This is a genomic window from Pseudomonas sp. GW821-FHT03C07, from assembly GCF_059420925.1.
The window spans coordinates 86403-101527 of the sequence record NZ_JBWKUQ010000019.1; the positions used below are offsets into that span (position 1 = coordinate 86403).

Consider the following 15125-nt stretch of genomic DNA (forward strand, 5'->3'; position numbering starts at 1 on the left):
CATATCTCAGCCAGCAGAAAAGGCAGACCTCTTTCGCCTCAGTGATGCGCCCCCATCGTTGTCCCCCCCACTCCATCCGGCAGCTCGATGCTGACGTTCTGCATCATGCCCTGGTCCTCGTGATCGAGGATGTGGCAGTGCAGCACGAACTCACCGATATAGCGCTGGTAGCGGGTCCGCACATACAAGGTGTACACGCCGCTGTTATCGGTTTTACCTTTGACGAACAGCGTGTCTTTCCACACCCCTTTCATACCCGCATATTGCGCGTCGTTCTTGTCGGTCTTGTCCACCGCACCAGGCTCACTGAGATCCACGCCATCTGGACCAATGATTTTCTCGACCTGGAACGGGTTGACGTGAATATGGAACGGGTGACTGGCAAACGCCGATTGCAGGACCCAGGTTTCGGCATCCCCCAGCTTCAGATGCCGATCGACCACCCCCGGCTGATAAGGCACGGCATTTTCAGCGGTAGTGCCCACGGCGAACTTGGTGTGGTCCGGATCCTTGAAATCGATCAGGAACACCAGTTTCTGCTCACCCTTGATTTCGCTGTCGGTAATGCTCGGGTGCGGGATGAACTTGTCAAACCGCAGGTCCTTTTTCAGATCCGCCACCACCGTGGCCTTGATGTCCGCCGGCATGTTGCGCTCCGCCGCCGCTACCAGCTCCTGAGTCAGGCGCGCCTTGGTGTCCGCCACTTTCGCCCCAGGCCCCACATCGACAAAGCCCAGCAGTTGAAGACCGCTGGCCTCCTGGCCGACCCCCCCCGAGGCCGTGGAAGCTTCATTGGTCACACAGTAGCGCCCGGGCTCGGGAAAGATGATCAACAGGTCGTTGCGATAGCCTGGCTGCAGGGTGATGACCTGACGACTCTGGGCCTGCTCCATGGTCAAACCGTCCGAGGCGATCACCTGGTAGTCGATCGGTTGGCCGGTGCATTTCTCCTTGATGAAGTCGGCGGAGGCCAGGGCCGCGATGCCCTTGTCACTGTCCGTCTTGGCGTTGTCCTTGAGTTTGCGGAACAGCGGCCGGATGGTGTCGCGGATCCCCGCGTGAACCAGGCGCCAGCGTTCAACCTGACCAGGCCGGGCATCCGTGAAGATCGGCTGCACCAAACCGTTGACGCTGGTGTAGCGCCCTGAGTCGGTCCAGCTGGAAGGCTGCAATTGGTCGAACGATTCGACAACCCCCACTTCGCCCGGCTTGCAGGTCCAGTCCAAGGTCATCTTGTCCTTGCCATCCTTGTCCTTGATGATATTGCCGTTCTTATCCCTCGCCGGCTTGTAGCGAAAGTTGCCGGCAGTGTCCTTGCACGCATAGGGAATTTGCTGGAACACCAGCAACCGTTCCTTGAAAGAGCGGCCATCAGCGCCCTTGAGCAGGGTGTCGATATCGCCATTGGCGTCGCGGCTCGGCTTGCGATCGCCATGGATGATCAGCGCCCCGGCCATGCCGCTGGCGACCTGGATCGCGGTGGAGCCATGACGATGCGGGTGATACCAGAAGGTGCCCGCCGGGTGGTCGGCCGGGATGTTGTATTCGTACTGGAAGCTGACCCCGGGATTGATCGACAGCAGCACGTTGTCGCTATTGCCCGTGGGGCTGACCCACAAGCCGTGGGAATGCAGGTTGGTGCCATTGAAGCAATGCGGTACATCCGGCTTGCTGTCATGGGCGGTGCAGCTGGGATCGGCCGGCAACTGGTTGTTGAGGGTAATACGCACGGTATCGCCCGGCGTGACATCGATGGTCGGCGCAATGAACGGCGCCTTGGGGTCGACGCCGGTACCGACGTAACTGCGTAACAACACCGGCACGTCCTCGTTGGTGGCCGGATCGTGGATATGATTCTTGGTGTACTTGATGGTCAGGTCCAACTGCCGTTCACGCCCGACATGCGGCTGCGGTATCTGGACGGCCGCGTTGGACTTGAGCAACAGCGTGCCCTCCACGACCTTGGCGGTCGGGGCCTGCTGCTCCAGGGCCGGGGGGTTGTTGAACAACCGGGAGGCTTCCACTGCCTGTGCCGTGGTGGCGGCCCCCATCACCGCCAGGGCCAGCAGCCCCAGCGAATACGGATAACGGGACCTGTCCTTGCGCATTCCTGTCATGGTGTTTCTCCTGTGGAGCAACCGTGAACTTCGTGGTTTTGGCACAGGAAAGAGAGGGGAAGCAGGCGCAATGGCATGAGAATCCAACAGCAGCAATCCGTGCAGGCATAAAGCTAGTAGCTTATCCACGGAACGCAATGTTTATTGGGGGTTGCGCGTATTTTGACCCAGTGCCTCAGCGCGCCACGGGCGAGGCAAAACCGTCGAATGCCTGGCGCAAGGCCTTGGCGTATTCGCGGCTGCCGAGGGTCATGCTGTTGATATGGTTACCGCCTTTGATCAGCAGCAATTGTTTGGGCTGCGCGGCCGCTTCATACAGGGCCTTGCTGAAGCGCGACGGAACATAGGGATCGTCGGTACCATGGACGATCAGCAGCGGGATGTCGATCTGGTTGATCTTGTCGATGGAGTCGAATTTTTCCGAGAGAATCCAGCTGACCGGCAGCGAGGTCGGGATCGCCGCCCGCGCCGCATCGCCCAGGTCGGTAAAGGTCGACTCGATGATCAGGCCCGCGGCCTTGGGTGCCGCCTTGCCGCTGGCCAGGCGCTCGGCGAGGTCCACCGCCACCGCACCGCCCAGGGAGTGGCCGTAGATATAGCGTTTGCGCACGTCCGGTTGCAGTTGCACCAGACGCTTCCAGGCATTGTCCGCGTCCTGGTAGACGCTGCGTTCGGAAGGCAGGCTGCCGGGGCTATCGCCAAAGCCGCGATAGTCGATGGCCAGCACCGAGAAACCCAGGTCGCGCAGCTGCGTGATCCGTCCGACCTGCGCCGTCAGGTTCCAGCGGGTGCCGTGCAGGTACAGGATGGCCGGCGCATTCGCCCGGCTCGACGGCCACCACCAGGCATGCAGGTAGTCGGCACCGACCAGTCCATCGCTGATCGGAATCCGCAGCTCCTTGACCCCCGCCGGTACACCGTTGAACCAGCTCGCGGTGCCTGGCTGGATATTGAACAGCAATTCGCGCTCTTTATAAGCCAGTCGCGAACAGCCATAGGGCAGTCCGACGGCGAGAAACACCGCCAGCAATCCCAGGGACAACCAGCGGCGACGGGCGATAAAGGTTCTGACGGTCATGGCGCCCGGGTCTCGCATTCAAGGGAAGCATTGGCTCACAAAGCCCACAGATTACTCGCAAGCGCGCGCACAAACAAAAACGCCCCGAACCAGTCGGGGCGTTTTTGTTCAACCTGGGATCAGATTGCTACAGCCTTGTCGCTCGATCAGAACACGCTGATCGGGTAGTCGACATACACGCGTACTTCGTTACCGCTGACGTTGTACTCGCTGGATTTCTCCGATACCCGCAGGATCGAGCTACGCAGCTTCACGCTCAGGTCTTTCGCCGGTCCGCTCTGGACCACGTATTTGACCTGGTTGAAGAACTCGCGCTCGGTACCGCCGGTGCTGGTGGAGGTGGTGATGTTGTCGCCACGCACGTAGGCCACGTTGTAGGTCAGACCTGGAACGCCGAAGGCGCCAAAGTCCAGGCCGTAGCCCAGCTGCCAGGAACGCTCGTCGGCAGCGTTGAAGTCCGACCAGTAGGAGTTCGCCAGGTTGATGGTGTTGCCACCGTCGCCCACACGCCCCTGATCCTTCTGGTAGCCGCCGTACGGGTAGCCCAGCAGGCTGGAGCCAGTGCTGCTCTGGTGAGCGAGGGTGAAGGAGTGAGCGCCCAGGGCGTAGGTAGCGGCCAGGCTCCAGATGCGGTTGTCGCGACCTTGAGCACCTTGGTCTGCTGCGTAGCCACGGTCCAGCTGGGTACGGTAGCCGTTGAAGTCCAGGGCCAGGGACTGGTCCGAGGCGATCGGGAACACGTAGTTCAGGTTCAGGTACTGCTTCTTCAGCACCTCGTCGACGTCGGAGGCATACAGCGACGCTTTGAACTGCTGGGTGAACTGGTAAGTACCGCCCAGGATGTCGATGCCTTTCAGGCCACCGCTGTCACGACCGTCGGCGCTCTTGCGCGATTCGGCGGTGAAGTGACCGGCGTTCAGCTCCAGCCCCTTGATCTCCTTGGAGGTGATCAGGGTACCGGTGTAGCTTTCCGGCAGCAGGCGCGAGTTGTCGTAGTTCAGCAGCGGCAGGGCCGGCATCTGGTCACCGTAGGTCAGCACGGTGTTGGACAGGCGGAATTTCACCGCAGCGCCGCCCTTGGCCAGGTCCTTGGCCGGATCGCCGTTGTTGTCCTTCTTGAAGAAGTCGATGCCTTGCGCGCCGGTTTCGCCGCGGCCGCCGTCCAGACGCAGTGCGTACAGGCCGAAAGCGTCAACACCGACACCTACAGTGCCCTGGGTGAAACCGGAGCTGAAGGTGCCGATAGCCGCTTGGCCCCACTCGATCTTGTCCGGGTTACCGCTTTTGTAATCGCGGTTGATGTAGGCGTTACGCAGCAGGACGTTCAGGTGGCTGTCGTCAACGAAACCCTTGGAGTCCGATTGGTCACTGGCCATGGCCTGGGTAGCGCCGAGAATGCCCAATGCGAGCAGGCCGATCCGTTTGTTCAACATGTTTTTTTCCTTATCGCTGGATGAAACGCCCTGCGGCTTCGAGCTGAAACGTTGTGGGTCGGTTTTCACGCAAAACAAAAAGGCCCGCCTGCAATGGATGCAGCGGGCCTTTTATTATTTTAGGTGTATGGCGTATAGCCACAGGCGTGGAGAGAATCCTATCCGCGACACCACTAGTGTGTCAATTTCGTGAAACCTCAATGAATATAAGAAATTACCCGGTCAACCTCGAAAAATTGCATATCCAAAACCGACAGAAAATGTGTCGCAAGGCGATATAGGGTGTCCCCATTGCTCAGCTCTTTTCAGGGAGAGCAACCGTCCAGGCCACAGGACGGCCCCATGGCGGCGGTAGCGGGGGTCACCGATTGACCGAGCCAGGCGGCGAACGCTTCCGGTTTGCCCAGGTAAGGACCAATATCGATCAGGCTGAAACGACCATCCAGCTCCAGCGCCAGGGTCGGAAAACCCTGCCCGCCAACCCGGGACAACAAGCCGCGGCTGTATTTGAAGTGTTCTGCCGCCACCGCGTCGCTGTTGCGCTCAAAGGCAGCCTTGAAGGCTTCAGCGTCGAAGCCCAGCTCAGCGGCCAGCGCCAGCAGCACCTCGACATCGACCAGACGCCGCCCCTCCACATAGTGGGCCGTCTGCAGGCGCCACAGCATCTCCAGCCCGCGCCCTTGCAACTGTTCGGCGGCGAGGACCGCGCGGGTGAGCGGCGTGGAGTCGAAGATCGCCGACGAGTCCCGTAACAAGCCCTCGAAATAGGCTTGGCCAAACGGCTGGCCGGTGTACTCGGCAATCCGCCGGTCATGGGGCATGACATAGTCACGCAGGCTCGATGAGACGAACTGGCGGTTATTCCCCGCCATCATGCCGCCGCCGTGCAGGACCACCGGCAAGACTCGGCGGGCGGCCTGGATCAGCGGCTCGGCACCGTAGCACCAGCCGCACAGCGGATCGTAGATGTAGTGAAGAACACTCGAGGCAGCCATGGAGATCTCCCGAAGGTATCAATGAATCGGATACCTTCAGACTAGTCGTCCGCGGCCCGGCGAAAAACACCGGATCGGCACCTGGTTTGTTGCGCAAACCGGTCGAATCGGCAAATCCGGCATCCAAGCCCCATAAAAAAACGCCGCTGCCCGGATCGCTCCGGCCAACGGCGTTTTTGTGCAACGTCCTTTTAACCCTGTAGAACCCCGAGCAAGGCCTCCAATTCAGCTTCACTGAACAAGCCTGCGGGGTAACGGTCGGTAATCATCCGACGAGGATCCTGAGCACGAGTGGTGCGCGTTCCATTGCTTTTCAACCATTGGGCCAGGACTTGAAGCGACTCGCTCGTCACCGACAGGGGGTGCGAAACCCGCTCACTGGCTACGTTCATCTCAGCGCTCTCCTGGTTCATGAGCGGCTAACTTACTCAAGGTTTATGACAGAACGTCGCACTGTAGAAGACGCTCCGTCATATAAACAAAGCCGATACAAGAGCTATGCCAAAGTGCCAGTTCAGCGGGCGAAAAACCTAAAAAAACCCACAGTCCAAAAGGGCTGCGGGTTTGCTAGGGGGGTTGCTTAGCAGTGATTCAAAAGTGCCATCATTTGTAGCATTGCATCTTTTGTTACAACTTCACTCAACCTTTGTGTGGGGCAGGCTGTTGTTGTGTAAGGCAATGAATATTGCCGCCACCCAGTAACAACTCACGCCCTGGCACCATCACCACTTCGTGTTGTGGGAAAAGGTTCTGCAGGATTTCCTGGGCCACGCGGTCCTGCGGGTCATCGAAACTTGGCGCGATGATGCCGCCGTTGACGATCAGGAAGTTCACGTAGGAGCCGGCCAACCGCACCGATGGATTACGCTCCTGGCTACCCGCCACCGCGTCGACCCCGGCACACTCCTCTTCAGTGGCATACAACGGCCCTGGAATCGGCATTTTGTGCACTACAAAGGGGCGACCCTTGGCATCACGGCTGCTTTCCAGCACGCTCATGGCTGCCTGGCAGCGTGGGTAGTTGGGGTTCTGTGGATCATCGGTCCAGGCCAACAGGACCTCACCCGGCCGCACGTAGCAGCAGAAGTTATCCACATGGCCGTCGGTTTCGTCGTTGAACAGGCCGTCCGGCAGCCAGATCACCTTGTCCACCGCCAAGTGCTCGGCGAGCACCTGTTCGATGGCTTCACGGCTCAGGTGCGGGTTGCGGTTGCGATTGAGCAGGCATTCCTCGGTGGTAATCAGCGTGCCTTCACCGTCGACATGGATCGAGCCGCCTTCGAGCACGAAGCCCTCGGTCTGGTAACGCGGGCAGCGCTCGATTTCGAGGATCTTGCCGGCGACCTGTTCGTCACGGTTCCACGGCGCATAGAGACCACCGTCGAAACCGCCCCAGGCATTGAAGCCCCAATTGACGCCGCGCACTTCGCCCTGGTCGTTGATGACAAAGGTCGGGCCGCTGTCGCGGACCCAGGCGTCGTCACTGGACATTTCCACCAAGCGGATATTCGGCACGTCGAGGCGCGCCCGGGCGTTTTCGTACTGCGCGGCGGACACCGCCACGGTTACCGGTTCGAAACGCGCAATAGCCCGGGCCACGGCGGCATGGGCCGCCTGCGCCGGCTTGCCGCCCAGGCGCCAGTTGTCCGGGCGCTCGGGCCAGATCATCCAGGCCTGGGTTTGTGGCGCCCATTCGGCGGGCATATGGAAGCCGTCGGCGCGCGGTGTGCTGTGCAAAGTGGTCATGGCGATCAGGACTCCAGGGATCCGTCGAGGGTTTTCAGTGCGCCATACAGGTTCGGCCGGCGGTCGCGGAACGAGCCCCAGGCACTGCGTGTGTGTTCCAGCTCGTCGAGGTCGAAGCTGTGGACCAGGATGCCTTCCTCGGTTTCGTTGAGTTCTTCGACTTTCTCGCCGAATGGGTTGGCGATAAACGACGAGCCGTAGAAGGTGATGTCGTAGCCGTCCTGCTCTTCGTTGCCGATGCGGTTGCTGGCGACCAGCGGCATCAGGTTGGCGCCGGCATGGCCTTGCTGCACGCGCTGCCAGTGGTCGCGGGAAGAGATGCTCTTGTCATGCGGCTCACTGCCGATGGCGGTCGGGTAGAACAGGATCTCCGCGCCTTGCAGGGCCATGCTGCGGGCACACTCGGGAAACCACTGGTCCCAGCAGATGCCCACGCCGATCTTCGCGTAGCGGGTGTTCCATACTTTGAAGCCGGTATCGCCCGGATTGAAGTAGTACTTCTCGTGGTAGCCCGGGCCGTCCGGGATGTGGCTTTTCCGATAAATTCCGAGGTTGCTGCCGTCGGCGTCGATGATCGCGATGCTGTTGAAACGCGCACGGCCGGCCAGTTCGAAGAAGCTGATGGGCAGCACCACTTGCAGTTCCCTGGCGACTTTCTGGAAGTGCTTGATGGCGATGTTGTCTTCCACCGGGGTGGCCAGTTGCAGGTAGTCCGGGTTCGGCTTCTGGCAAAAGTACGGGGTTTCGAACAGTTCCTGGATCAGGATGATCTGCGCGCCCTTGGCGGCGGCTTCGCGCACCAGCTTCTCGGCGGTTTCAATATTGGCTTCGAGATCCCAGGAACAGGCCATCTGGGTGGCGGCGACGGTAACGATACGACTCATGGATCATCTCCTGGGCGAATGCAATGGGGCGATTCTAGGCATCGACCGATGACAGATTGAGAATAGCCTGGCGTGGTGGGCCTAGCCGGGGTGATGGCGACTTTATAGCCGATAAAAATCGGCTTTTAAAGAGAAAAAATTAAAAATAGATGTGATGTATGTTTGTTTTGCCGATAAGAATCGATATTTACGGTGGCCGGCCTATCGCTATCGCCGGCAAGCCGGCTCCTACAGTGGACGGTGTCGAACACAAAGTTTGCGTACGACACACATCCTGTGTGGGAGCTGGCTTGCCGGCGATGGCACCGGCACAAACCCTACAAGATTCAAGGCTTCCATCGCTGGCTTGCGTTGGGCAGCGTTCCGGCGATGCGGGTTACAAACCTTCGTCCAGCACCTTGGACAGCATGTCGACAAAGAAATCCACGCTACGCCGGCTGGTGCACATCGGCGGCTTGATCTTGAGGATGTTGAGGTAGTCACCGGTCGGTTGCATGAAAATCCCCAGCTCCCGCAGGCGATCACACAACAGCGCGGTCTCCTCGGTCGCCGGCTCCAGGGTTTCGCGGTTGCGGATCAGTTCAGCGCCGAGGTAGAAACCGGAGCCGTGCACCGCCCCCAGCAGCGGATGGCGATCGATCAGCGCTTCCAGGCGTTCCTTGAAATAGCCGCCCACCACCTGGGCGTTTTCCCAGAGTTTTTCCTCGGCCATCACGTCGAGCACGGCGATCCCGATACGGCAACTGACCGGGCTGCCGCCGGACGACGAGAAGAAATAGCCCTCGGCCTCCAGCGCCTCGGCGATCTCCCGGCGGGTGATCACCGCGCCCAGCGGCTGGCCGTTGCCCATGCCCTTGGCCATGGTGATGATATCCGGCACCACGCCCTGCTCCTCGAAACCCCAGAAAAACTTGCCCATGCGCCCGTAGCCGACCTGGACCTCATCGGCGATACACACGCCGCCCTGGGCCCGGACCAGCGCATAGACCTGCGGCAAATAGCCCGGCGGCAACGAGATACCGCCGGCGTTGCCATACACCGGCTCGCAGATAAAGCCCGCCAGTTGGCGATTGTCTGCCGCCAGCTTGGCCAGGTTGTGTTCCACGCTGCGCACGTAGTCCGGCGCGCTGGCGCTGCCACGGAACGCTCCGCGATAGGTGTTGGGCGCGGTCACCGGGTGTACCCAGTCCGGGCGGCTGCTCAGGGCTTTGGGGTTGTCGGCGATGGAGGTGGACACCGCATCGGCCGCCACCGACCAGCCGTGGTAGGCCTCCAGCACGCTGAGCATGTCGCGCCCGCCGCTGTAGGCCCAGGCCAGGCGGATCGCCAGGTCGTTGGCTTCGGTGCCGCTGTTGACCAGGAACACCCGGTCCATGGCGTCCGGCGCCAGGGCCAGCAAGCGCTCGGAGAACTCGGCCACGGCGGCGTAGTGAAAGCGCGAGTTGGTATTGAGCAGCGACCACTGTCGCGCCGCCTCCGCCGCCATGCGTGGATGCCCGTGGCCCAGCACCGCGACATTGTTGAGCATGTCCAGGTAAGAGCGACCCTGCATGTCGATCAGATGGTTGCGCCAGCCACGCTCGATACGCGGCGGGTCGACGTAATAGTGCTTTTGCGTGCGGGCGAAGCTGGCATCACGACGGGCCAGCAGCGCTGCCGAATCCAACTCGGGTTCGGCATCGCAGGCCAGTCCCAGCAAGGTCGCCGGGGATGGACACAGCGCCTGCCAGGCGGCGGCCCGCGACGGGGTGCAGAACAGCGGCGGGGTGAGATCGGCGTGGCGGCACAGTTGCACCCGCAAGGCGCCGTCGGCCTCACCCAACACCTGCCCCTTGACCACGGCGGCACCGGACGCGAGGGACGCCTTCACTCCCCACAGCCGCACACTCAGTTGCGCACTGGCCAACAGTAAGGCGCCGTCGGCCGTGACCCGCAAGACCCCGGCAAACGGCGACTCCACGGTGGTCCCGGCCGGGACCTGCAAGGCCACGTGCAAGGGAAAGGTGTCGGGCTCGCCAGCGCTGTCGGGCCGGGTACGCGACAAGCGATATTGCCCGTAGCGGCTGGCCGCCAGACCATGGGCCGCGGCCGCCTCGGCCAGCAAGCGTTCGTCGATGCCACTTTGTTCCCAGTTGCCCGCCTCGAAATGCGGGCTGAGCACGCCCAGGTCGATCAACGCGAACTCGCGGCCCACCAGCCCGGGCAGCAAGGGCGCGAAACCTTCGCCGACAATCGGCGCCAAGGCTTCGCCGACGGCCGTGAGGATCGCCGCCTCCATCAGCTCGAACGGTACCGAGGTGGCCACCTGGAAAATTTCCCACTCGTGGGCCAGATTGTCGCGGCTGTAGGTATTGCCCGGGTCGATGCCGACCTGCTGTTCACCGCTGAGCACCAGCACCGCCGCCCGCGCCACGATCAGCGGCCACAGCGCCAGCAGCTCCTCACGTTGCAACGGGTTGACCGCGTGGTAGGCCTGGACCGCTGGCAGTATCACCCACGGGTCGCCTTCGGCATGGTGCAGCAGCGCCGCACAGGTCACCGACAGGTCGGCGATGCGCCAGGTCCGGACCAGGTCGCCGAAGTCGATCACGCCCTGCAACTGCCAGTGACGTTGGCCATCACGCCGCCAGACCACGTTGTCGTCGGTGATATCCAGGTGAATGGCCTGCACCGGCAAGGCCGCCACCAGAGGTTGCAGGCGCTGCCCGGCCCGCGCGGCAGCGTCGCGAACCCGCACTTGCCGATCCGCGTCCTTGAGCACCGGCAACAGATGCTCGATCAGCGCCGCGGCATGCCGGGGATCCCACTGCAGGGTGCGCGTCAGGCCCGGGTGCTGGAAGTCGGCCAGGGCCAGGTCCATTTCCGCGCAGAGTTGCCCCAGGCCCACCACCAGTTCACGCCCCAGATGCTTGAGAGCGGTCAGCGACTGGCCTTCGATGTACTCCAGCAACCGCACGTGCACGGGCATGCCGTCCAGCACCAGGGACAGCAGGTCCGCGCCGTTGCGCGCGGCAATCACCCGAGGCACTCGCAGGCCGGCGCGCCCGCTCAGGTGCGCCAGGCCGGCATGCTGGGCCTGCAATTCCAGCGTGGCGTAGTCGCCATGGCAGATTTTCAGGACAAAGCGGCCTTTATCGCTGTCGACGCGGTAATTGAGGTCCTGCTGGCTCCCCAAGGCCTGTAGCGTTCCAGAGCGGCCGTAGTGCTCTTCAAGCAGGTTCAGCGCCTGCTGCGCCGAGACATTCGGGCTGGGCAAACTGGCGCGGTGAATCAACGTGGCGAGCAACATGTAACGACTCCCTGAAATTTTTATTGGCGGCCTATATCGCCACTGGCGCCTTCAAGACGCAAGTGCGGCGCTAAAGTTCGCGCCGTGAAAACAGATACATCGCCATGGCACTTGCACCGCTGAACACCTACCCACAAGCTATGCTCCATTCAGTTTGAGTCTGCTTAAGGAAGAAGGCACACCGATATGCGTATTCTAGTCACCGGCGGCGCCGGTTTTATTGGCTCGGCCCTGATTCGGCAGCTGATCCGCCATACCGGGCACGAAGTCCTTAACCTGGATAAACTCACCTACGCTGGCAACCTGGAATCGCTGAGCAGTATCGCCACGGACAGCCGCTATGAGTTCGTCCAGGCCGATATCGTCGACCAGGCCACGGTCAGCGCGGTGCTGGCGCGTTTCGAGCCCCATGCCATCATGCACCTGGCCGCGGAATCCCACGTCGACCGCTCCATCGACGGTCCGTCGGACTTTATCCAGACCAATATCGTCGGCACCTACAGCCTGCTGGAAGCCGCCCGCGGCTACTGGTCGAAGCTGCCCGAGCCGGAAAAAAGCGCGTTCCGCTTCCACCATATTTCCACCGACGAAGTGTATGGCGACCTGCATGGCGTCGATGACCTGTTCAGCGAAACCACGCCATACGCCCCCAGCTCGCCGTATTCCGCGAGCAAGGCGGCGTCCGACCATCTGGTCCGCGCCTGGCACCGCACCTACGGCCTGCCGGTGCTGCTGACCAACTGCTCGAACAACTACGGCCCGTTCCACTTCCCGGAAAAGCTGATCCCGCTGGTGATCCTCAACGCCCTGGCCGGCAAGCCGCTGCCGGTGTACGGCGATGGCCGACAAGTACGCGACTGGCTGTTCGTCGAGGACCACGCCCGCGCCCTGTTCAAGGTGGTGACCGACGGCGTGGTGGGCGAGACCTACAACATCGGCGGCCATAACGAGCAGAAGAATATCGATGTGGTGCGCGGCATCTGCGCCCTGCTGGAAGAACTGGCGCCCGCGCGTCCGGCCGGGGTGGAAAAATTCACCGACCTGATCACCTTCGTCAAGGATCGCCCGGGACACGACCTGCGCTACGCCATCGACGCCGGCAAGATCGAGCGCGAACTGGGCTGGACCCCGGAGGAAACCTTCGAAAGCGGTCTGCGCAAGACCGTGCAATGGTATCTGGAGAACCTGGAATGGTGCCGTCGCGTCCAGGATGGCAGCTATCAAGGCGAGCGCCTCGGCGCGCTGGATCATAAGGAACTGTTGGCATGATGAAAGGTATTGTCCTCGCGGGCGGCTCGGGTACCCGGCTGCACCCGATCACTCTCGGTGTTTCCAAACAACTGCTGCCGATCTACGACAAACCGATGATCTACTACCCGATCTCGGTGCTGATGCTGGCCGGTATCCGCGAAATCCTGGTGATATCCACCCCCCAGGACCTGCCGCAGTACCGCAATCTGCTGGGCGACGGCAGCCAGTTCGGGGTCCGCTTCAGCTACGCCGAGCAACCCTCTCCAGACGGCCTGGCCCAGGCTTTCCTGATCGGTGAAGCGTTCATCGGCGACGATCCGGTGTGCCTGATCCTGGGCGACAACATCTTCCACGGCCAGCATTTCGGCGATCAACTGAAACACGCCGCGCGACGGCCGAGCGGCGCGACCGTCTTCGGTTATTGGGTCAAGGATCCGGAACGCTTCGGTGTCATCGACTTCGACAGCGAAGGTCGTGCACTCTCCATCGAGGAAAAACCGGCCAAGCCAAAATCCGCCTATGCCGTGACCGGCTTGTATTTCTACGACAACTCAGTCATCCAGATTGCCAAGGCAGTCAAGCCTTCGCCTCGCGGCGAGCTGGAGATCACCGACGTCAACAACGCCTATCTCAAGCGCGGCGACCTGCATGTCGAACGCTTCGGACGCGGCTTTGCCTGGCTCGATACCGGAACCCACGACAGTCTGCTGGAAGCCTCGCAGTACGTGCAGACCATCGAGCACCGTCAGGGCCTGAAAGTCGCCTGCCTGGAAGAGATCGCCTACCAGAACGACTGGATCGATCGCGAGCATCTGCTGGAACGGGCCAAATACTTCGGCAAGACCGGTTATGGGCAATACCTGTTCACCGTCGCGGGGGAACAGCAATGAAGGCAACACCAACACGCCTGCCCGGCGTGCTGATCCTCGAACCCAAGGTATTTGGCGACGAGCGCGGCTTTTTCTATGAAAGCTTCAATGCCCGGGCCTTCCAGGAGGCCACGGGGCTCGACGTGCCATTCGTCCAGGACAATCACTCGCGCTCACAGCAAGGTGTCTTGCGCGGGCTGCACTACCAACTGGAAAACACCCAGGGCAAGCTGGTCCGGGTGATTGCCGGTGAAGTGCTGGATGTAGCCGTGGACATTCGCCGCAGCTCGGCGCATTTTGGCCAGTGGGTGGCGGTGCGCCTGTCCGCCGCAAACAATCGCCAACTGTGGGTGCCCGAGGGTTTCGCCCACGGTTTCGTGGTCCTCAGCGACTCCGCCGAGTTCCTCTACAAGACCACTGACTATTACACCCCCAGCGCCGAACGCTGCATTCGCTGGGACGATCCAACCCTGGCCATCGACTGGGAGTTCACTGGCGTTCCCCAGCTGTCGGCCAAGGACCTGAACGGTAAATCCCTGCACGAGGCCGACCTGTTCGAATGAGCACTTCACCCCTGAAAATCCTCATCAGCGGCCAGCACGGCCAAGTCTCCCGCGCCCTGCAACAGCGGCTCGCCGACCTGGGCGAACTGATTGTCCTGGGCCGCGGCCAGCTCGACCTGGCGCACCCGGAACAGATTCGTCAACAGGTCCGGGCCCAGCGCCCCGACCTGATCATCAACGCCGCCGCCTACACCGCCGTCGACCAGGCCGAAAGCGAAGCAGACCTGGCGTTCGCCATCAACGCCACGGCGCCGGGTATCCTCGCCCAGGAAGCCGCAGGCCTGGGCATCCCGCTGATCCACTACTCCACCGACTACGTGTTCGACGGCAGCAAGGAGACGCCCTACACCGAAGACGACCCGCCCCACCCGTTGAGCGTCTACGGCGAGAGCAAGCTGACCGGCGAACGGGCTATCGCCGCCGCCCATGGCCAGCACCTGATCCTGCGCACCAGTTGGGTCTACTCCACTCACGGGCGCAATTTCCTGCTGACCATGCAACGGTTGCTGCAGGAAAAGCCGGAGCTGCGCATCGTCGCCGACCAGATCGGCGCGCCGACCTGGGCCGGCACCATCGCCAACAGCACCCACGCGCTGATCGAGCGCTGGCAGGCCGGTCATGCCGGGGCCTGGGGCACCTATCACCTGACCGCCAGCGGCGAAACCTCCTGGTACGGTTTTGCCCAGGCCATCGGCGAGCAACTGCAGGCCCTGAACAAGCCCTGCGCGCGTCTCGAAGCCATTCCCTCCAGCGCCTACCCGACGCCCGCCCGCCGGCCGTTGAACTCGCGCCTGGATTGCAGCCGCCTGTTGCGCGAATGGCAGGTTGCCCAGCCTGACTGGCATACCGCATTACACGAGTGTCTTGCAGAGCAGGGCTGAGACATAATGCGTCGGACTC

General features: G+C 61.9%; 12 protein-coding genes. 4 read left to right on the forward strand and 8 right to left on the reverse strand.

The window, feature by feature from the left end; genetic code table 11:
* Window positions 1–38 precede the first annotated feature (38 nt).
* The 8 genes from AC07VG_RS27230 to AC07VG_RS27265 all read right to left on the reverse strand — a co-directional run bounded on the left by AC07VG_RS27230 (window position 39) and on the right by AC07VG_RS27265 (window position 11542).
* Window positions 39–2117, reverse strand: coding sequence for a multicopper oxidase family protein (locus tag AC07VG_RS27230; protein WP_495003741.1), 2079 nt, complete (start codon window positions 2115–2117; stop codon window positions 39–41).
* A 175-nt stretch (window positions 2118–2292) separates the two neighbouring features.
* Window positions 2293–3195 (reverse strand): alpha/beta hydrolase, encoded by a 903-nt coding sequence (locus AC07VG_RS27235; protein WP_495022223.1) that lies wholly within the window; start codon window positions 3193–3195, stop codon window positions 2293–2295.
* A 146-nt stretch (window positions 3196–3341) separates the two neighbouring features.
* Window positions 3342–4628 (reverse strand): OprD family porin, encoded by a 1287-nt coding sequence (locus tag AC07VG_RS27240; protein ID WP_495003743.1) that lies wholly within the window; start codon window positions 4626–4628, stop codon window positions 3342–3344.
* Between the two features lie 305 nt (window positions 4629–4933).
* On the reverse strand, window positions 4934–5623 hold the full coding sequence (locus AC07VG_RS27245; protein WP_495022224.1) for a DsbA family protein: 690 nt from the start codon (window positions 5621–5623) through the stop codon (window positions 4934–4936).
* 191 nt (window positions 5624–5814) lie between these two features.
* Window positions 5815–6015 (reverse strand): hypothetical protein, encoded by a 201-nt coding sequence (locus tag AC07VG_RS27250; RefSeq protein WP_495022225.1) that lies wholly within the window; start codon window positions 6013–6015, stop codon window positions 5815–5817.
* 247 nt (window positions 6016–6262) lie between these two features.
* Window positions 6263–7369, reverse strand: a complete 1107-nt coding sequence (gene aguA, locus AC07VG_RS27255; RefSeq protein ID WP_495003746.1) for an agmatine deiminase — start codon at window positions 7367–7369, stop codon at window positions 6263–6265.
* A 5-nt stretch (window positions 7370–7374) separates the two neighbouring features.
* A complete protein-coding gene (aguB, locus tag AC07VG_RS27260) occupies window positions 7375–8253 on the reverse strand; it encodes an N-carbamoylputrescine amidase (protein ID WP_495003747.1) in 879 nt (292 codons plus the stop codon).
* 376 nt (window positions 8254–8629) lie between these two features.
* Complete coding sequence (locus AC07VG_RS27265) at window positions 8630–11542, reverse strand: aminotransferase (RefSeq protein ID WP_495022226.1); 2913 nt, start codon at window positions 11540–11542, stop codon at window positions 8630–8632.
* A gap of 186 nt (window positions 11543–11728) precedes the next feature.
* Here AC07VG_RS27265 and rfbB point away from each other — a divergent pair, with 186 nt between their 5' ends.
* Genes rfbB through rfbD form a run of 4 tightly spaced genes read left to right on the forward strand, consistent with a single transcriptional unit; the run spans window position 11729 to window position 15106 of the window.
* Window positions 11729–12811 (forward strand): dTDP-glucose 4,6-dehydratase, encoded by a 1083-nt coding sequence (gene rfbB / locus AC07VG_RS27270; protein WP_495003749.1) that lies wholly within the window; start codon window positions 11729–11731, stop codon window positions 12809–12811.
* Window positions 12808–13683, forward strand: coding sequence for a glucose-1-phosphate thymidylyltransferase RfbA (gene rfbA, locus AC07VG_RS27275; RefSeq protein ID WP_495003750.1), 876 nt, complete (start codon window positions 12808–12810; stop codon window positions 13681–13683). Before rfbB ends, rfbA begins: the two co-directional genes overlap by 4 nt.
* On the forward strand, window positions 13680–14225 hold the full coding sequence (gene rfbC, locus AC07VG_RS27280; protein ID WP_495003751.1) for a dTDP-4-dehydrorhamnose 3,5-epimerase: 546 nt from the start codon (window positions 13680–13682) through the stop codon (window positions 14223–14225). The genes rfbA and rfbC overlap by 4 nt, the downstream gene beginning before the upstream one ends.
* Window positions 14222–15106, forward strand: a complete 885-nt coding sequence (gene rfbD, locus AC07VG_RS27285; RefSeq protein WP_495022227.1) for a dTDP-4-dehydrorhamnose reductase — start codon at window positions 14222–14224, stop codon at window positions 15104–15106. Before rfbC ends, rfbD begins: the two co-directional genes overlap by 4 nt.
* Window positions 15107–15125 lie beyond the last annotated feature (19 nt).